General features: G+C 70.5%; 12 protein-coding genes. 8 read left to right on the top strand and 4 right to left on the bottom strand.

The features are described 5' to 3' along the window. Nucleotides 1-72 precede the first annotated feature (72 nt). From ABD172_RS07655 to ABD172_RS07620, 8 genes are all read left to right on the top strand, one after another. Nucleotides 73-1,971: a DEAD/DEAH box helicase gene (locus ABD172_RS07655; protein ID WP_344308437.1), complete on the top strand. Its 1,899-nt coding sequence runs from the start codon at nt 73-75 to the stop codon at nt 1,969-1,971. An 83-nt stretch (nt 1,972-2,054) separates the two neighbouring features. Continuing rightward, nucleotides 2,055-3,932 (top strand): MOSC domain-containing protein, encoded by a 1,878-nt coding sequence (locus ABD172_RS07650; RefSeq protein ID WP_344308435.1) that lies wholly within the window; start codon nt 2,055-2,057, stop codon nt 3,930-3,932. Between the two features lie 67 nt (nt 3,933-3,999). Beyond that, on the top strand, nt 4,000-4,722 hold the full coding sequence (gene recO / locus ABD172_RS07645) for a DNA repair protein RecO (RefSeq protein WP_344308433.1): 723 nt from the start codon (nt 4,000-4,002) through the stop codon (nt 4,720-4,722). A gap of 84 nt (nt 4,723-4,806) precedes the next feature. Then, nucleotides 4,807-5,622 (top strand): isoprenyl transferase, encoded by an 816-nt coding sequence (locus tag ABD172_RS07640; RefSeq protein WP_344308431.1) that lies wholly within the window; start codon nt 4,807-4,809, stop codon nt 5,620-5,622. Nucleotides 5,623-5,670: 48 nt separating this feature from the next. After that, complete coding sequence (locus tag ABD172_RS07635) at nt 5,671-6,816, top strand: DUF6636 domain-containing protein (RefSeq protein WP_344308429.1); 1,146 nt, start codon at nt 5,671-5,673, stop codon at nt 6,814-6,816. Between the two features lie 211 nt (nt 6,817-7,027). After that, nucleotides 7,028-8,794, top strand: coding sequence for a 2-isopropylmalate synthase (leuA, locus tag ABD172_RS07630; RefSeq protein ID WP_344308427.1), 1,767 nt, complete (start codon nt 7,028-7,030; stop codon nt 8,792-8,794). Nucleotides 8,795-8,945: 151 nt separating this feature from the next. Further along, a complete protein-coding gene (locus tag ABD172_RS07625) occupies nt 8,946-9,815 on the top strand; it encodes a L,D-transpeptidase family protein (RefSeq protein ID WP_344308425.1) in 870 nt (289 codons plus the stop codon). Continuing rightward, complete coding sequence (locus ABD172_RS07620; RefSeq protein ID WP_344308423.1) at nt 9,812-10,684, top strand: dihydrofolate reductase family protein; 873 nt, start codon at nt 9,812-9,814, stop codon at nt 10,682-10,684. Before ABD172_RS07625 ends, ABD172_RS07620 begins: the two co-directional genes overlap by 4 nt. A gap of 35 nt (nt 10,685-10,719) precedes the next feature. Here the strand turns inward: ABD172_RS07620 and ABD172_RS07615 are convergent, their stop codons facing one another. The 4 genes from ABD172_RS07615 to hemE form a co-directional block, all read right to left on the bottom strand. Next, nucleotides 10,720-11,772, bottom strand: coding sequence for a MarR family winged helix-turn-helix transcriptional regulator (locus ABD172_RS07615; RefSeq protein ID WP_344308421.1), 1,053 nt, complete (start codon nt 11,770-11,772; stop codon nt 10,720-10,722). 298 nt (nt 11,773-12,070) lie between these two features. Next, nucleotides 12,071-12,781: a hydrogen peroxide-dependent heme synthase gene (gene hemQ, locus ABD172_RS07610; protein ID WP_344308419.1), complete on the bottom strand. Its 711-nt coding sequence runs from the start codon at nt 12,779-12,781 to the stop codon at nt 12,071-12,073. 21 nt (nt 12,782-12,802) lie between these two features. Beyond that, nucleotides 12,803-14,293, bottom strand: a complete 1,491-nt coding sequence (gene hemG, locus ABD172_RS07605; RefSeq protein ID WP_344308417.1) for a protoporphyrinogen oxidase — start codon at nt 14,291-14,293, stop codon at nt 12,803-12,805. Further along, nucleotides 14,293-15,372 carry a uroporphyrinogen decarboxylase gene (hemE, locus tag ABD172_RS07600; RefSeq protein ID WP_344308416.1) on the bottom strand — a complete coding sequence of 360 codons (1,080 nt, stop codon included), beginning with the start codon at nt 15,370-15,372 and terminating at the stop codon, nt 14,293-14,295. Before hemE ends, hemG begins: the two co-directional genes overlap by 1 nt. Nucleotides 15,373-15,473: the final 101 nt, after the last annotated feature.

The following is a 15,473-nucleotide window of genomic DNA, read 5'->3' as shown; positions in this document are numbered from 1 at the left end:
GCGGCCGTCCGGGGCGATCGCCAACTCAGTCACCTGCGATCAAGTGTGTGCCGATTCGCAAAGAGAGTCTTCATGTCAGAACAGAACACCGCCGTCCTCGACGCTCCCGACACCACGAACACCGACGCGGCGAACGCTGCGCCGGCCGCCGGCTCGGAAGCCCCGGAGATCGCGCCGTTCACCGATTTCGATCTGCACCCCGCAGTGCAGGCCGCGATCACGGACCTCGGCTACGAGCGTCCCTCCCCCATCCAGGCGGAGACCATCCCGCTGCTCACCGCCGGTCGCGACGTCATCGGCCTCGCCCAGACCGGCACCGGCAAGACCGCGGCCTTCGGCCTGCCCGTCCTCTCGCACCTCGCGGAGGCCGGTCGCGCCCAGAACGGCCCCTTCGCCCTCGTTCTCACCCCGACCCGTGAGCTCGCGCTCCAGGTCGCCGAGGCATTCACCTCCTTCGCCTCGCACATCCCGGACTTCTCCGTCCTTCCGATCTACGGGGGCCAGTCGTACACCCCGCAGCTGCAGGGTCTGCGCCGCGGCGCCCAGATCGTCGTCGGCACCCCGGGCCGCGTCATCGACCACCTCAAGCGCGGTTCCCTCCACCTCGAGGAACTCCGTCACCTCGTCCTCGACGAGGCCGACGAGATGCTCAAGATGGGCTTCCAGGACGACATCGAGGCGATCTTCGACGCCGCCGGTGACGACCGTCAGGTCGCGCTCTTCTCCGCCACGATGCCCGGTTCGATCCACCGCATCACAGGCCAGTACCTCAACGATCCGGTCGAGGTGCGGGTCAAGGGCAAGACGACGACGAACCAGAACGTCCGTCAGCGGTTCCTCACGGTCAACCACGCGCACAAGCTCGACGCCCTCACCCGGATCCTCGAGGTCGAGGACTACGACGGCACCATCCTCTTCGTCCGCACGAAGCAGCAGACCGAGGAGCTCGCCGAGAAGCTCCGCGCCCGGGGTTACACCGCGGCCGCGATCAACGGCGACATCCCGCAGCAGGCACGTGAGCGCACCGTCGAACAGCTCAAGCGCGGCACCATCGACATGCTCGTCGCGACCGACGTCGCCGCCCGCGGCCTCGACGTCGAGCGCATCGAACTCGTCGTGAACTTCGACGTGCCGCACGACACCGAGTCCTACGTCCACCGCATCGGCCGTACCGGCCGTGCGGGCCGTTCGGGCGAGGCGATCCTCTTCGTCACCCCGCGCGAGATGAACTTCCTCCGTTCGATCGAGCGCGCCACCCGTCAGAAGGTCGAGCCGCTCGCCCTGCCGACGGTCGAGGACCTCACGAACACCCGGATCCAGAAGTTCCAGCAGCGCATCACCGAGGCGCTCTCGGGTCTCGACCTCGACGAGGTCCGCCCCGTCGTCGAGTCCTACGCGACGCAGCACGACGTCGAGCCCTCGGAGATCGCCGCGGCCCTCGCCGTCCTCCTCCTCGACGGTGAGAAGCTCACCGCCGAACCGCTCCCGGAGCCCAAGCCCCGCAAGGGTCGCGAGCGCGATTCCTTCGGTGACCGCGGCGATCGTGGTGACCGCGGTGGACGCGAGCGCCGTCCGGCCCGGTCGCGCGAGGGCATGAAGACCTACCGCCTCGCGGTCGGTCGCAACGACCGCGTGCAGCCCGGTGGGATCGTCGGTGCCATCGCGAACGAGGGCGGCCTCAGCTCCGCCCAGATCGGTCACATCGACATCCGGTCGAACCACACCCTCGTCGACCTCCCGCAGGACCTCTCCCGCGAGACCTTCGAGCGCCTCTCGAACACCCGCGTCCAGGGCAAGCTCATCGAGATCCGCGAGGACTCCGGACGCCCGGGCCGGACCGGCGGGTTCAAGCGCTCCGGTGGTGACGGCGAGCGCCGCGGCGGCTTCCGGGGCGGCGACCGCGGCCCGCGCGGCGGCGGCAAGTTCTCCGGTGGCGACCGCGGTGGCTTCCGCAAGAAGTTCCGCGACTGATCACCCTCCGCGCAGGTCGTCCGTGACCTGCTGAGCACCACCGTTCCACCACCATGGACCCGGGTCTTCGTAGACTCGGGTCCATGCGTATTCAGACGATCCACCGTTTCCCCGTCAAGGGCTTCCCCACCGAATCGCTCACCCGGGCCCGGGTCCGGGCGGGTTCGGGGATCCACGGGGACCGGCTCCTCGCCTTCCCGAACGGCTCGACACCGGTGAGCGACGGTGAGTGGAACCACTGCCTGTCCTTCACCGCGCTCAAGACCGACACGAGCCTCCAGCAGTGGTCGGTGGCGACGGACGGCGCCGAGGACCCCGCACACATCACGCTCACGGCCCCGTCGGGGGCCCGGGTGGACATCGATCCGGACGATCCGGCCTCGCTCGAGGGCGCCTCGGCGGTGCTCCGCGGGCTGCTCGCCGCGCGCGGTGGGGAACCCCGTCACCTCGTGCGGGCCGGGCAGGGCATGTTCGACGGCCGGCTCTCGGGCCTCTCGCTCATCAACCCGGCCACGGTGGCCGCGCTCGCGGAGTACGCCGGACGCGATCTCGACCCGCTGCGGTTCCGCGGCAACCTCCTCGTCGAGGGTCTTCCGGCGTTCGCCGAGTACGGACTCATCGGGGCGGTCCTGCGGATCGGCACTGCCGTCGTCGGCGTGCGGAAGTCGAGCGAGCGCTGCCCGGCGACGAAGGTGGACCCGACGACCGCCGCGGTCGACGCCAACGTCCCGCGTCTCCTCGCCACCGGTTTCGGTCACGTCCACATGGGCATCGACGCGTTCGTGATCGAGAGCGGCACGTTCTCGGTCGGCGACCCGATCGAGGTCCTCCACACCCCCGAGGAACGGGCCTGGGAACCGTCCGGGGCCCGTGGCGGGACGTTCGACGTGCAGCACCGCAGCTCCCCGCGTTTCGCGGTCGTCGAAACCGTGCAGGTGTCCGGATCCGGAGCGGAGGCGGTCGCCGAGCTCCGCCTCCGGGACTCCCTCGGCTGGATCGGCACCCTGTGGGAGCCCGGGCAGCACGCGCGCCTCCACCTCGCCCCCGGGCTGTGGCGGGCCTTTACGATCACCGGGGTCGACCGCGCCACGGGCACCTTCACCGTCCTCGTCCGCCTCCAGGGGCCCGGCTCCGAGGCGGTCCATGCGCTCGTTCCGGGCACCCGCCTTCTCGTGTCCGGGCCCTTCGGCGCCGTCACGGCCACCGGGCTCGACGGTGCCGCCCTCCTCGGCCTCGTCACCGCCGGCATCGGCGCGACCGCCGCGCTCGGCGTCCTCGCCGAGGGACTGCCGGACTCCGTCCGCACCGTCACTCTCGTCCACGTCGAACGCGCGCAGGACCCGAGTTCCGTCGCCGTCCGGCTGCAGGAGCGCCTCACAGGGCAGTCGGAGACCGGGGTCCGCACCCGCTTCGTCCGTGTCTCGACCGCCGCCGGGAGCCGGCCCGGTCCCGAGGCGCTCCTCACCGAGGCTCTCGACGGGACTCCCGACGGGGCCGTGGCCCCGGAGGACACGGCAGTGCTCCTGTGCGGCCCGGTTCCGCTCACCGAGGCGCTCGTCCGCAGCGCCCGGACCGCCGGTGTGCACGAGGACCGGATCCTCCGGGAGGTGTTCTCCTCCCCCGGTGGCGACACGGAATCGCTCGTCGCCGAACTTCCCCCTGCCCGGGTGACGGTCCGGGGCGCAGTGACGAGGAAGGACCGCGTGACACGGCAGGACGACCCGGCCGGCGCCTCGGCGGACTTCACGTGGACCCCGGAGGAGGGCACTCTCCTCGAGGCCCTCGAGGACCGGGGCGTCGACGTGCCGAACTCGTGCCGAGCCGGCTCGTGCGGGAAGTGCGCAGTGCGCCTGGCCGCCGGACGGGTGCTCTATCCGCTCGAACCGATCGCCGCCCGGGGGCCGGACGAGGTCCTCCTGTGCTCGGCCGTTCCGGAGACCGACCTCGCGCTCGAGGTGTGAGGCACTCGGCCACCGGGTTCACGGTCCGCTCGGGTGCCTCCGGCCGCGGTGGTGAGAGAATGGTGCGGTGAAGTACTACCGCGACGAGGGGATCGTGGTCGGCGGCCACAAGCTGGGCGAGGCCGACCGCATCGTCGTCGTCCTCACCCGCAATCACGGGCTCGTCCGTGCCGTCGCGAAGGGCGTGCGCCGCACGAAGTCGCGTTTCGGTTCGCGCCTCGAACCGTTCATGTACGTCGATCTCCAGTGCCATGTGGGCCGGTCCCTCGACGTCGTCACGCAGGTCGAACTCCTCGAACCCTTCGCCAAGGGGCTCGGGAGCGACTACGACGCGTACTCCGCGGCGAGCGTCATGGCCGAGACCGCCACCCGGCTCACCGAGGACGAACCACACACCCGCGCCCAGTACCTCATGCTCCTGTCCGCACTCCGCTCGCTGTGCAACCGGGAGCACCCACCGCGCCTCAGCCTCGACGCGTACCTCCTGCGGGCGATGGCGATCGCCGGGTGGGCACCGAGCCTCGTCGACTGTGCCCAGTGCGGCGCGCCCGGCCCGCACCCCGCGTTCTCCCCCGCCCTCGGTGGGGCCGTGTGCTCGGCGTGCCGCCCCCAGGGAGCTGCCCTGCCGAGTTCCGAGACCGTGCTCCACATGGCCGCCCTCCTGTCCGGTGACTGGGAGCGGGCACGGGCGGCCGCCCTCCACACCATGACCGAGGCGTCCCGCCTCATCACCGTGTACGTCCAGTGGCACCTCGAACGGCGCGTGCGCTCCTTCGCCGTCCTCGACTAGCGTTCCCGGGGGCCCGCTGCCGACGTGCGGGCCCGCACCGGTCCGTCGCCCACTGCACGTGCAACCCCGAGAAACGGAGTCCCGATGTCCTACCCCGCCCCTCCCCCTCACCCCTCCGGCGCCACCCCGCCGCAGATCGCGCGCACCTTCGTGCCCCGGCACGTCGCGGTCGTCATGGACGGGAACGGACGCTGGGCGAACGAGCGAGGACTACCGCGCACCGAGGGGCACCGGGCCGGCGAGGCCGCCCTCATGGAGGTCATCCACGGGGCGATCGAGATGGGGATCGACTACCTGTCCGCCTATGCGTTCTCCACCGAGAACTGGAAACGGTCGCCCGAGGAGGTGCGGTTCCTCATGGGCTTCAACAAGGAGGTCATCGCGCGCAGGAGCGACGAACTCCACGCCCTCGGGGTCCGGATCGTGTGGTCGGGACGCCGGGGACGCCTGTGGAAGTCCGTGATCTCCCAGCTCGAGGACGCGCAGGAACTCACGAAGCACAACACCGGCCTCACGCTCCAGTTCTGCGTCAACTACGGAGGACGAGCGGAGATCGTCGACGCGGTGAAGGACCTCGCCGAGGACGTCGCCGCCGGCCGGGTGAAGCCCGCCCGGATCACCGAGAAGTCCCTCGCCTCCCGCTTCTACGCTCCCGACGTCCCGGACGTCGACCTGTTCCTCCGGTCCTCCGGTGAACAGCGCACCTCGAACTTCCTCCTCTGGCAGTCCGCGTACGCCGAGTACGTGTTCCAGAACGTCCTCTGGCCGGACGTGGACCGCCGCACCCTGTGGGACGCGGTCCTCGAGTACGCGTCCCGTGACCGCCGCTTCGGCGGGGCCGTCGACCGGCCGGCGGATACCGGGAATCCGGGTCCGGCGGGGCCGTCGGTGCGTGCGTGAGCGGGTTCCTGAACGGCATCCCACCGACCGATCGCTAGGATGGACCGCATGAATCTTCCGCCCCGACCCGACCACCGACCGCAGCGTCGGCGTCCGGCCGAGGAGCAGCCGGAGGAGTCGCTCACGACTCAGCTGTTCATCGACCGACCCGCCGTGGGCACCCCGTCCCCGCAGGGCGCTGCGAGCAGCGGTCCGGACGCATCGGACGAGGCCACCCAGATCTTCGACGCGAGCGCACTGTCCGGCGGTGAGGACGAGGCCGATTCCACCCGGGCGATGAGCCTCGACGAACTCAAGGACCTCGCGAAGGAGTCGCACGTCGACAGCATCGACGGGCCGCGCTCCGAGCCCGCCTCCTCCCGCGGTGAACGTCGCAGCCGCAAGGAGGTCCTCGCCGCCGAGCGTGCCGCCGGCACGCAGGCCGCTCCCTCGACGTGGAACGCCGGTGCTGCAGCAGGTGCCCCCGCCGCAGCCGAGGCGCCCACCCGACAGGCCGCGGGCCAGGGCCTCGCCCAGGCGGCGTTCGCCGCCTCCGCCCAGGGCGCCTCGGGCCCGGGCGCACCGGGAGCCGGGAACGGACAGCAGGTCTCCCCGCCCTCGCAGATGATCCCGCAGGCGTACGCGTATCCCTACCCGGAACGGCGCCGCGGCATCCCCGGGTGGGCCCTCGCGATCGTGCTCCTGTGCGCCGCGGCGATCCTCGCGGTGATCGCCTACATGGTCGTCGACTACCTCGGCCGTGAGGAGCCCTTCGACGTCGCGAGTGTCGCGGTTCCGGAACCGGCGACGAGTGAGGACGCGGGAGCGATCGGCTCCACCGACACCGCGAGCGAGGAACCGGTGGAAGACGCCGACATCGAGTCCTTCGCGTCTCCCTCGGGCAACATCTCGTGCACGATCGATGCCGAGCGGGCCCGGTGTGCGATCGCCGACTTCGACTTCGACGCCGGCGAGGCGCCCGAGGGATGTGCGGTCGACTACGGTTCCGTCGTCGTCGCGAACAACGACGGTGCGGGGTACTCGTGCGAGGAGTCCCCGGACGGTGCACCGGCCGCGACCTCCCTCGACTACGGGAAGACGGTGTCCGCCCACGGGATGACGTGCACGTCCTCCGAGGAGGGCATGTCGTGCGCCTCGGACTCCACCGGCAAGGGCTTCACGCTCGCCCGGGCGGCAGCGACCTTCGAGAACTGAGCTCGGCGTATCACATGGCGGACCCCGGATTGGACCTCCGGGGTCCGCTCTCGTCTATGGTGGGCATGTGACCAGGAACGTTTTTCTCCTTCTTCGCTGCCGCGGCGGGGCCTGACAGCAGGCCGATCCCCTCCGCGGTGTTCGTGTTGCCGGTCTGAATCAGCCACCCGCCGCATCCATTCCACCGGCGTACCGAAGAAGGAACAGTTCCATGGCGAATCACCAGAAGCCCAGCCCGATGCCCTTCGGCAAGTACAAGTCCTTCCAGCAGCGCATCTCCCTCGACATGCGCGACCGCACATGGCCGGACCAGGTCATCACGAAGGCCCCCCGCTGGCTCTCCACCGACCTCCGGGACGGCAATCAGGCACTCATCGACCCGATGACCCCCGACCGCAAGCGGAAGATGTTCGACCTCCTCGTGAAGCTCGGGTTCAAGGAGATCGAGGTCGGGTTCCCCGCCGCCTCCCAGCCGGACTTCGACTTCGTCCGCCAGATCATCGAGGAGGACGCGATCCCCGACGACGTGCGGATCTCCGTCCTCACCCAGGCGCGTGAGGACCTCATCGAACGCACCGTGGAGTCGCTCGTCGGTGCACGGATGCCGACTGTCCACCTGTACAACGCGACCGCACCGGTGTTCCGCAAGGTCGTGTTCGGTTTCGACGGGGAGGGCTTCGACGAGACCCGCGACATCGCCCTGCGCGGCACCCAGGCCGTGATGAAGCACGCGGAGTCGCTCCTCGGCGACGCCGACTTCGGCTACGAGTACTCCCCCGAGATCTTCGTCGACACCGAACCCGAGTTCGCCCTCGACATCGTCGGCAACGTCCTCGACATGTGGCAGCCGGCCGCCGGCCGCGAGACCGTCGTCAACCTCCCGGCGACCGTCGAACGCGGCACCCCCAACACCTATGCGGACCAGATCGAATGGTTCTCCCGGAACATGCCGTACCGCGAGGACGTCGCGATCTCCCTCCACCCGCACAACGACCGCGGCACCGGCGTCGCGGCCGCCGAACTCGGGCTCATGGCGGGTGCCGACCGGATCGAGGGCTGCCTGTTCGGCAACGGCGAACGCACCGGCAACCTCGACCTCGTCACCGTCGCGATGAACCTGTACTCGCAAGGCGTCGACCCCGAACTCGACTTCTCCGACATCGACGAGGTCATCCGCACCGTCACGTACTGCAACCAGATCGGCGTGCACGAACGTCACCCCTACGGCGGCGATCTCGTCTTCACCTCCTTCTCCGGTTCGCACCAGGACGCGATCAACAAGGCGTTCCGCGACCGTGAGGCACGGGCGGCGAAGGCCGGCATCCCGATCGACGAGATGGAATGGGACATGCCGTACCTGCCGGTCGATCCCAAGGACCTCGGCCGCACCTACGAGGCCGTCATCCGCGTGAACTCCCAGTCCGGCAAGGGCGGGGTGTCCTACCTCCTCAAGTCCGAGTACGGGCTCGAACTGCCGCGCCGCCTCCAGGTCGAGTTCTCCCAGGTCGTCCAGCACCACACGGAGGCCGGCGGCGAGGTGAGTGCCCCGGAGATCTGGCGGATCTTCTCCGACGAGTACCTCCCGGCCGACGACGCCGACAAGCAGTGGGGTCGGTTCCGGATCACCGGGCTGCGCACCACCTCGGCGAACGACGCGGACTCCGCGGCCCCGGCCTCGAAGAACTCGGAGACGATCGAGATCGACCTCGTCGTCGACGGCCAGGAACGCACCTTCGAGAGCCACGGCAACGGCCCCATCGACGCCCTCGTGAATCTCCTCGCCGAGCGCTTCGACGTCGACATCCGCCTCACCGACTACAGCGAGCACGCGGTCGGCACCGGAGCGGACACGACGGCCGCGTCCTACGTCGAACTCGCGATCGGTGACCGTGTGCTCTGGGGTGCGGGCCTCCACCCGAACATCACCCGGTCCTCGCTCAAGGCCGTGATCTCCGCGGTCAACCGCGCGCTGCGCTGATCCCCCGCTCAGGGCTGCGCTGATCCCCCGCTCAGGGCTGCGCTGATCCCCCGCTCAGGGCTGCGCTGATCCCCCGCTCAGGGCTGCGCTGATCCCCCGCGCCGCGCGCGCCTTCCGGAGGGGTCCACACGTGTTCGCTACGCTGACACCCGTGGACCCCTTCGGCTCTTCCCGTCACCCGAGCCCCGCGTCACGCTCGGGACCCACGGCTCGTACGGCGCTCGCACTCGGTGCGGTCGCCCTCGGTGCCGTGCTCGTGCTCGTGTTCGTCCTCGCCCAGGTGCGCAGCGCGGACGCCCGCCCCTCGCATCCCGAGGCGCTGCCGGCTCCGGCCCAGCGACTCGCCGGCGACTTCGCCGCCCCCGTTCTCCAGGTACCCGCGGGGTCCACCGATCCCGCCTCGGCCCCACGGAACACCTCGACCGACGCGCCCGGTCCTGCGATCCCCGGCCTCGGTCCGGAGACGATGGCGCGGATCCCTGCGGAGACGACCCAGGTGCTCGTCGCCTCGACCCCGGACGCCGACGGAACCGAGGCCCGGACCGCCCTCTGGGAGTTCGCGGACGGTACCTGGGAACGCACCGGCGAGTTCGCCGGGCACAACGGCGGGGCCGGCTGGCTCGAGGACCGCCGGGAGGGTGACCGGACGAGCCCGATCGGCGTCTTCACGCTCACCGATGCCGGAGGCGCGCTACCCGATCCGGGCGCGAAGCTGCCGTACACCCACGACCCGAGCCTGCGCACGAACGCGCAGGCGACGTACGGGGACGACTGGGCGGACGTCTTCGACTTCGTCATCGCGATCGACTACAACCGGGTCCCGGGTTCGCCGCCGACCGACGACCGGCGTCCGCTCGGTTGGGACGCCGGTGGCAAGATCTGGCTCCACGTCGACCACGACTCACCCACGAAGGGGTGCATCTCCATGAGCGCCGACGACATGCGCACGCTCCTGCGCACTCTCGACCCCGCCGCCGCACCACACATCGTCATGGGACCGGAAGAGGTGATCGCCCGGTGACGGACGACTCGAACGTCATCCAGCTGTCCGCGCACTCGAAGGCCGCGCCGCAGGCCGAGCTCGTGCAGATCCATCCGGAGTTCCGGCCGCTGCCGCCCGAACACGACGAGACCGCGCTCGTCGACCTCTACGACTCGCTCGATCCCGGTCCGTACGGGGTGCGGGTGCAGGCGAACTTCGTGCAGACGGTCGACGGCGCGGTCGTCGGCGGTGACGGGCGTTCGGGTTCGATCTCCTCCCCGGCGGACAAACGTGTGTTCTCCGTGCTCCGGTCGCTCGCGGACGCCGTCGTCGTCGGCGCCGGAACCGCCCGCGCCGAAGGGTACACGCGGCTGTCACCGAAGCCCCGTCACCTCGCTCAACGCCGGCTGCGGCAGCAGGACGACGTGCCGGCCCTCGTTCTCGTGACCCGGTCCGGACGGATCGACATCGAACGCCTCGAGGTCGCCGGGAACTCGCCCGTCATCGTGCACACGACGACACGGGCGGAGGCCGAGCTCACACGGTTGCGCAGCTTCTGCGGCACCGAGAACGTCGTCGTGCACGAGGACCACGAGGAACACGACGGAGTCCCGCCGCTCGCGGTGCTCGAGGACCTCGCCGGCCGCGGCTTCGTCCGCATCCTCACGGAGGGCGGCCCCGCACTCATGCATGCGTGGGTGTGCGCCGGAGCCGTCGACGAACTGTGCCTCACGGTCTCCCCCTTGCTCGTGGGGACGCCCCGTGCGGCGGAGGAGGACATCGACGGCACCGGACCGGCGCCCTCGCGGCTGCTCGGGGACCTCCCCCTGCCCGAGGTCGTCCGGGTACGCCTGATGTCCTCCCTCACCGACGGGGCGACCATCATCCAGCGGTACTCGCTGCGCTGAGTCACGTGCTGGGCCGAATCACGTCCGGCGCTGATTCATTCGCTGCGCGGGGATCGTCCTGTGCTGTCGCCGTAGGGTCCCTTCTTGCCGAACGGACCGTTGTCGCCGAAGGGGCCGTTCGGACCGAACGGGCCGTCGTCGCCGAAGAGCCCCTCGTCTCCGAACGGACCGTCGTCCCCGAACGGACCGCGGTCGCCGAAGGGGCCGTTCGGTCCGAAGGGACCGTCCTCGCCGAAGAGTCGTTCGGGGTCGAACCCCCGTCGGCCGGCGCGGTCGCCGTGGGCGTGTCCGGCGTGCGGACCGGAACGGTGACCGCCGCGCGGCCCTCCGCGCCGCTTCCCGCGGCCGAGGAAGCCGCGGAGTCGGTGTTCCCAGCCGGGGCCGAGCGCCTCGGTCATCGTCGACACGAACGTCTCGTAGCGGTCCTCGCCGAGGTGGGCACGGAGTTCGTCCATCCACGGGGTGAGGTCCGGTCCGGGCGTCCCGAGTTCCGCCTCGAGGTCCGCGATGACGATCCGGAGGAGTTCTGCGAGGGTGAGCCGCTGTTCCTCGGTGAGCCCCTTGAAGAGGTCGGAGTCGGGGATCTCCTGTCTCGTCGCCCGTCCGGCCTCCGTGAGCCGCACGAGCATGACGCGTCCGTCCTCCGGTGAGCGCTCCCGGACGACGAGGCCGGCACGTTCGAGCTTCGTGACGAGTTCGTTGAGCGAGGCCGGGCGGATCCCGAGGACGTAGGCGAGGTCCTTCGCGGGCATCCCGTCCTGCATCTTGAGGAGCGCGAGGAGCCGCCCCTGCCCGCGGGTCGGGTCCGCGAAGGGACCGCCGGCGCCGGAACCACGTCCGCGCCGTCGGAGCTTCTTGCGGTGGACGAGGGACACGAGCCGCGCGAGCAGCCGATCGAGGTCCTGTTCGGAACCGGCGGGTGCCTCGGGCTCCTCCTGTGCCGTACCGTCCGCGGGGTGCGTGCTCGAGTCGCCCCCGGTGCTGTACGTGGCATCGGTACTGTCTGTGTGATCCGTGCTGTCGGTGATCTCCCCCTCGAGGACGGGGTCCTCGTCGAAGGGATCCGGGGTCGACGATGTGGTGTTCATGATGGGCCTCTCGAGTGCGGCCCGTCGCCGGAGGAGCTGAAGCATCGTGGTTGAGACCGACGGCGGGATCCGGATGCCGAAGACGCACTTCGACAGGTACCTGTTATAAGTACCTGCAGAAACGGTACAGGTACCTGTCGAACACTGTCAACAGGTACCTGTTCCTTTTTCAACGCCCCCGCACGCCAACGGATTCGGCGAGGGAAATCGATTCGGTTGACCCCTCGCGAGAAGTCAACCGAATCGATTTCCCCCGGCAATAGCGTTGGCGAAACGCCGCAGGGCCGCTCCGCGACGCTCAGCGCCAGGCGGAGATGATGTCCACGAGGTCCTTGCGCGGGCCCGAGTAGAACGGGATCTCCTCACGGACGTGGAGGCGCGCCTGCGTGTCGCGCAGGTCCCGCATGAGGTCGACGATGCGGTCCATCGCCTCGGCCTCGAACGCGAGGATCCACTCGTAGTCGCCGAGCGCGAAGGACGCGAGGGTGTTCGCCTTGATGTCCTTGTACCCGGCCGCCGCGATGCCGTGCTCGCGGAGCATCTGCGAACGCTCCTCGGCCGGTAGGACGTACCAGTCGTAGGACCGCACGAAGGGGTAGACACAGATGTACGAGCCCGGCTCGTTCCCGGTGAGGAACGCCGGCAAGTGGGACTTGTTGAACTCGGCGGGGCGGTGCATCGCGGCGACCGACCACACGGGCTCGAGGATCCCACCGAGCTGCGAACGACGGATGACGGAGTACGCCTTCTGCAGCACCTCGATGCTCGGGGCGTGGTACCAGAACATCAGGTCCGCCTCGGCCCGGAGCGCGGAGACGTCGTATGTACCGCGGACCACGAGACCCTCCTCCGCGAGCGCCGCGAGGCCCTGCGTGAGGTCCGCCGCGAGGGCGGCACGGTCGGCGTCGGCGAGCTCACCGGCAGCAGCGAACACGGAGTACGCCGTGTAGCGGATCTCCGAGTTGTACTGTGCGATCTGGTCGTCTGTCGGCGGGACGTAATCGGTCATGCTCATGCTCCTTGGTGTCGATCACCGGTGGGTGTTCTGCGTGCCGAGGACACGCGTGATCTCGGACTCCGCGCGCGCCAGGCACGCGGGGATCCCGACGCCCTCGTGGACGTTGCCCACGAGGGCCAGCCCGGGCACCGGGGCCAGCTGCGCGTCGATCCGCGCACTGGCCTCGAGGTGCCCCGGGAAGTACTGCGGGAGGGCGTCCTCCCACCGCTGCACCTCGACGTGCCGCGCCGGTGCGGTCCGTCCGGTGATGCGGCGCCAGTCCTCGAGGGCCCGCGCGGCGAGTTCCTCGTCCGGGAGGTCGGCCCAAGCGGTGTCGCCGAAACGCCCCACACTCATGCGGACGACAGCGGTGTCCGCGGGCAGCCCGGCGGCGAGCCACGGCCACTTCGCGGAGGCGAATGTCGAGGCCTTGATGAAGGCCGGTTCGACAGGCGGGACGAGGAAGCCCGATCCGGTGAGCGGCGCCTCGGCGGTGTCGATGACGGCGGTGACGACCGCGGAGGAGGCGTACTCGATACCGGAGAGCTCCTCCGCGATGCTCCGGAGTGCCGGGTCGCCGACGCCGGCGAGCAGGGGCGCCGAGACGAAGGCCGGAACGGCGAGGACGACGAGGTCCGCCCCGAGCTCCTCGGAAGGGCCCGGCATCGCGTCCGCGGAGTCGGTCGAGCCGGTGACGTCCGTGACCCCGAGGCACCATCCGTCCTCCGTCCGGGCAAGCGATTTCGCGGCCGTGGAGGTGCGGATCCTCCCGCCGGCTGCGGTGATCGCGACTGCGAGCGCGTCGACGATCCGGGCGATGCCGCCCGGCAGCGACATGAAGACCGGCGGGGCACCGTTCGCCTGGGAGCCGGGCACATTCGCCCCCGGACCACGGGCACCGGAGCCGGAGGCACGGCGTTGCTCCTGCACCTCGGCGACGCGGCCGAGGACCGAGGTGCCGTCGTGGAGCGCCGGCAGCAGGGCCGGAACGGTCGCGGCCAACGACAGATCGCGGCAGCGTCCTGCATACACCCCGCCGAGGAGGGGGTCGACGACGGCGTCGACGAGCGCATCGCCGAGGCGCGCCGCGAGGAACTCCCCGACGGAGGCGTCGCCCTCGGCCGGTGGGGTGAGCGTCTCGTTCCGGACCCGGTCCAGATCGACGTCCGGGAGCAGCCCGGCGAGCGCGTCCGGGTCGGCCGGAACACCCATGAGGGTGCCCTTCGGCATCGCATGCATGCGGCCGTGGGCGAAGATCTGCGAGGACTGCGCGGGATCCGGGAACACGGCCTCGAGCCCGAGCTCGGCCGCGAGGGCCCGGGTCTCCGGACGGACGAAGAGGCTCGCCTCGGCTCCGATGTCGGCGCCCTCCGGCGCCACTCCCCCGAGCGTCGAGGACTTGAGCAGGCCCCCGAGGCGCCCGCGCCGCTCGATCACGGTGACCTCGGCGTCGGGAACGGCGCGCAGCAGCCGATGGGCGGCCGTGAGCCCGGAGATCCCTCCCCCGACGACGAGTGCACGCATCAGGCCTCCTCCGCTCCTGCGGTCGCGCCGGTGGACGCCGCTGCGCGTTCGGCGAGGACGAGACGGGACACCCGGTGGACCTCCTCGACGACGAGGCCCGGGACCGCCGGATCGGTCGCCGGGAGCACCCCGTGCCCGAGGTTGAAGACGTGGCCGCCGTGATCGAGGCCCTCGCGGACGATCGTCTCGATACGCGGGCGGAGGACCTCCCACGGGGCGAAGAGCATCGCGGGGTCGAGGTTGCCCTGGAGTGCCTGACCGGGGCGGACCCGACGGGAGGCGTCCGGGAGTTCCACCCGGTAGTCGACGCCGACGACGTCGGAACCGGCCTCCGCCATGGAGGAGAGGAGCTCACCGGTCTGCACCCCGAAGTGAAAGCTCGGCACGTCGCAGGACGACAGTGCGGAGAAGATCCCGGTGGAGTGCGGGAGGACGTGGGTGCGGTAGTCGCGCGGAGCGAGGTAACCGGCCCAGGAGTCGAAGAGCTGGAACGCGGAGGCCCCGGCGGAGAGCTGGACCTCGAGGAAGGTCGTGGAGATCCCGGCGAGCTTCGCGAGGATGTCGCGGAAGAGCTCCGGATCCCCGAGCATCATCGCCTTTGTGCGCTCGTGGTTCTTCGAGGGACCGCCCTCGATGAGGTAGGACGCGAGGGTGAAGGGTGCGCCGGCGAACCCGATGAGCGGGGTGCCCCCGAGGGACGCCACGAGCCGGGTGACGGATTCGGCGATGTCGGCGATCGCCTCGGGGTCGAGGTCCGGGATCCGCTCGAGGTCCGCGCGCGTCCGCACGGGGTGCGCAATGACCGGGCCGACCCCGGGTTCGATGACGACGTCGACGCCGGCGGCCTGGAGGGGCACGACGATGTCGGAGAAGAAGATCGCGGCGTCGACCCCGTGACGGCGGACCGGCTGGAGGGTGATCTCGGTGACGAGGTCGGGGGTGCGGCACGCCTCGAGCATCGCATTGCCCTGTCGGATCTCCCGGTACTCGGGAAGCGACCGCCCCGCCTGCCGCATGAACCAGACGGGCGTGTATTCCACCGGCTGCGAGAGCGCAGCACGCACAAGAGTCGAGACCATTGCTTCATCTTCGCACTGCACCCCCGCCTCCCGCGACCCGGACCGACCTCGGGACACACCGTCTCGCGGTGCGATCCGTCACGTGGTCCCGACCCCGTCGC

Origin of the sequence: Brevibacterium samyangense, from assembly GCF_039529845.1 — a bacterium.
In the GTDB taxonomy this organism is placed as follows: Bacteria; Actinomycetota; Actinomycetes; order Actinomycetales; family Brevibacteriaceae; genus Brevibacterium; species Brevibacterium samyangense.
The sequence above is the reverse complement of the archived record's forward strand: the minus strand, read 5'-3'. Positions and strand labels throughout refer to the sequence as shown.

Coding starts and splice junctions, on each gene's coding strand:
- ABD172_RS07655 (WP_344308437.1), top strand. CDS start 73: ATGTCAGAACAGAACACCGCCGTCCTCGACGCTCCCGACACCACGAAC.
- ABD172_RS07650 (WP_344308435.1), top strand. CDS start 2,055: ATGCGTATTCAGACGATCCACCGTTTCCCCGTCAAGGGCTTCCCCACC.
- ABD172_RS07640 (WP_344308431.1), top strand. CDS start 4,807: ATGTCCTACCCCGCCCCTCCCCCTCACCCCTCCGGCGCCACCCCGCCG.
- ABD172_RS07635 (WP_344308429.1), top strand. CDS start 5,671: ATGAATCTTCCGCCCCGACCCGACCACCGACCGCAGCGTCGGCGTCCG.
- leuA (WP_344308427.1), top strand. CDS start 7,028: ATGGCGAATCACCAGAAGCCCAGCCCGATGCCCTTCGGCAAGTACAAG.
- ABD172_RS07615 (WP_344308421.1), bottom strand. CDS start 11,772: ATGAACACCACATCGTCGACCCCGGATCCCTTCGACGAGGACCCCGTC.
- hemQ (WP_344308419.1), bottom strand. CDS start 12,781: ATGACCGATTACGTCCCGCCGACAGACGACCAGATCGCACAGTACAAC.
- hemG (WP_344308417.1), bottom strand. CDS start 14,293: ATGCGTGCACTCGTCGTCGGGGGAGGGATCTCCGGGCTCACGGCCGCC.
- hemE (WP_344308416.1), bottom strand. CDS start 15,372: ATGGTCTCGACTCTTGTGCGTGCTGCGCTCTCGCAGCCGGTGGAATAC.